A 2,639-nucleotide genomic window follows, 5' to 3' on the forward strand; every position below is an offset into this window, starting at 1 on the left:
AAATAAATCTGACTATCAGGAAATCGTTCGGATTTCGGACGCTCAAAATTGCAAAAGTGTGCTTATATCACCAGCTTGGCGAACTCCCGGAACCGGATTTCGCCCACAAATTCTGGTGAAGAGGCTTATTTTTATTTTTGAAATAGATTTTTTCTACAGTTTCGTTTCCATCTGGGTACTTGAGGGTCCAGATATAAGCACCTTCCAATGAGGTTTCATCGGCATACACACTTAAACCAATAATAAAAAGCAAAAGGGAAAGTAATTGTCCTACAGCAATTTTCATTTATTTTACTTTACCATTTCTGTAAGCAAACTCACCTATTAGGCAGCCCATTATTCGGCAACTTCTTCTTGTATAGGCAGGAGGGTTATGGTAATCGGATTCTTCTGCAACTCCAATAACTGTTCTTTATTCTCAAAATCTGCACTATATTCCTGATATTTCTTTCCTCCATATATCAGGAAAAGCTTCCATGCAGTCAACTCTTTCGTTTTAAACTCACCGGCGGCATCGGTGGTAATATATTCTTCTGTAGCCGCCAACCCCATGGAATAATTGATATCAATACGTTGGGTTCCACAACACAACACAATACCTTCCAATGGTTTTCCAGCAGAATCAACGACTTTTCCCCGGACTGTCAAAGTCACATGCTGCTCTGCGGCGAGAGCCAATAAACCCTCTTTTTGTTGGCGCCCCTCTTCCGTGGCATCCCAATCCGGCTTCTTGTCAAGAGAAGCCAAATGTGCTTCCCACTCCTGAAGATACTGCGGCCAGAATTTCTGGGCCTCTTCCGAAGTGTCTCGGACTGCCTCAAAAGTCAATGTAACTTTCTCTTCCGGTGTAAAAACATCCCATCTTTCCTGCTTGCCAGTAATTTTTCCATCCGACTGGAAGTCTCCGGATACGCCCCAAACCCTCTGCTGTATGTACATCTGCCCCGAAAAGTGCGTTCCACTCAATGAACACTCATACTGCTCTCCCTCAAGATAGAGCATCAGTTTATTGTTTTTATTTTTGAAATAGATTTTTTCTACAAATTCGTTTCCATCCGGGGACTTGAGGGTCCAGATATAAGCACCTTCCAATGAGGTTTCCTCGGCAAATACACTTAAACCTACGATAAATATCAAAAGATAAATTAATTTTGTCACTATAAATTTCATTTTATAATTTCCCATAATTGAATATGTTTTACTATGATGAAACGAGAAAAAAGATTACTTTAGCCCTTTCAATACTTAGATGCTATGATTAGTTATCTACACAATAGTCTACTACATCATGGAACAAGTGTCAACTTGCATTCATTGATAATAGTCCTCCAATAGCCGAACTCATCTATCAGATTCGAACGAAACTGTCGACTGTGCGAGTAATGTCTATAATCATATTTTCCCAAATGAGCAGCAGCCAGGTTAATATTAATAAACCAGGGAATGGGAGCAGGTTCTGCTCCTATTGTTCCCGTTTGTGCACTCAATATAAATGCAAAGATTTCATATGTATTATCGGGAAAAGTCAATTCAACCTTTTGGTCTGGAATAAGGCTCTCTCTGCGATAAAAATATCCGACTCCATCTTTCTCGGAGTAAGAATACGGTCCTAACACTTTGGGTTTTAGTGCATTGTTTCCCTCCCACATTGCTAGTGCAAAATCCTTTGCATTCATCATGCGAATCAAATAGCTGGCCTTTCCTTTCAGACCGTAAAAGTAAGGTTTCGGAGGAGTGTCTACCGGATACTCACCATAATAATCGAGATGCTTATTGATATAGGACGTACTTGCTGGTGCTCCCTCGTAGCATCTTGCAGGAACGGCAGCTTGTGAAGATACATAAGCATTGATTTTCCCCCCATACTGCTTCAATGCTTCAGAAGTAACTACATTACCCATACTGTGAGCAAGAACACTTAATTTATGATTACCCAACTGACCAAATAGATCCTTTAATACTTTACCAGAGTGCCAAGCTCTGAACTCACTGTCATTGTAGGTTCCTCCGGTGGTAATCGCTCCTTCCGTCAATGTCGGCCAGGCAAACGCGCCGACACGACCATCATATCCTTGCCACCATAACCGTTTGAACATTGTTTCCGTCCAACGGGTCTTTTCATACGGCTGCATGTTCCAGCCATGTACGTATAAGATATAATCGTTGGAAGAAGGCTGATAGGTAGCCCGCCGTGCATTTGACATCACATTACTAATCGTCTGTTGGATATCATTCAATGAAAAAAAGTCATAAAAATTTGTAATGGGATCCAATTTCAATTGAATCTTTCTCTCTGCAATTACATTTCCTTTATATTTGATAAATGCAGAGATTTGCCCATCACCTGTGCTGCAGCCTTCCAGCAGGAACGGAAGCAAATTTTTCTTGAATTGCTCCAACGGAATTTCCTGTTCTGTTCCGCTGACCGTTAATAGCTTTTTAGCCTTAATCTGATTCTCCGCGACTGCCTTTTGGGATATGTACGAGAAATCATCACAAACAGCTTTAAACAAGGTTCATGACATCTTTAGCGGATTATTTCGACATACCTTCAATAATAATCGATAGATATCATGCTTTCTATAATTGAATCGAAATTCGCATTCTTTCAAGTGCAAGTAAAAGGTATTTTTCGAGAT

3 protein-coding genes and 1 pseudogene are annotated in these 2,639 nt (G+C 40.4%); 1 reads left to right on the forward strand and 3 read right to left on the reverse strand.

Annotation, left to right across the window (positions count from 1 at the left end; all coding sequences use genetic code 11):
* A partial coding sequence (locus tag FYJ85_RS23475; RefSeq protein ID WP_206213428.1) for a hypothetical protein occupies positions 1–211 on the forward strand: 211 nt, incomplete at its 5' end.
* 125 nt (positions 212–336) lie between these two features.
* Here the strand turns inward: FYJ85_RS23475 and FYJ85_RS22795 are convergent.
* The 3 genes and pseudogenes from FYJ85_RS22795 to FYJ85_RS23480 all read right to left on the reverse strand — a co-directional run.
* Positions 337–1,170 carry a hypothetical protein gene (locus tag FYJ85_RS22795; RefSeq protein ID WP_154420980.1) on the reverse strand — a complete coding sequence of 278 codons (834 nt, stop codon included), beginning with the start codon at positions 1,168–1,170 and terminating at the stop codon, positions 337–339.
* A gap of 116 nt (positions 1,171–1,286) precedes the next feature.
* On the reverse strand, positions 1,287–2,513 hold the full coding sequence (locus tag FYJ85_RS22800; protein ID WP_206213429.1) for an alpha/beta hydrolase: 1,227 nt from the start codon (positions 2,511–2,513) through the stop codon (positions 1,287–1,289).
* A gap of 3 nt (positions 2,514–2,516) precedes the next feature.
* Positions 2,517–2,639, reverse strand: a pseudogene (locus FYJ85_RS23480) (IS1595 family transposase); the annotation flags it as partial.

It is taken from the genome of Victivallis lenta (genome assembly GCF_009695545.1).
Classification (GTDB): Bacteria; Verrucomicrobiota; Lentisphaeria; order Victivallales; family Victivallaceae; genus Victivallis; species Victivallis lenta.

Bases quoted from the DNA above. Each gene is read 5' to 3' on its own strand.
- FYJ85_RS22795 (WP_154420980.1), bottom strand. From the start codon at position 1,170: ATGAAATTTATAGTGACAAAATTAATTTATCTTTTGATATTTATCGTA.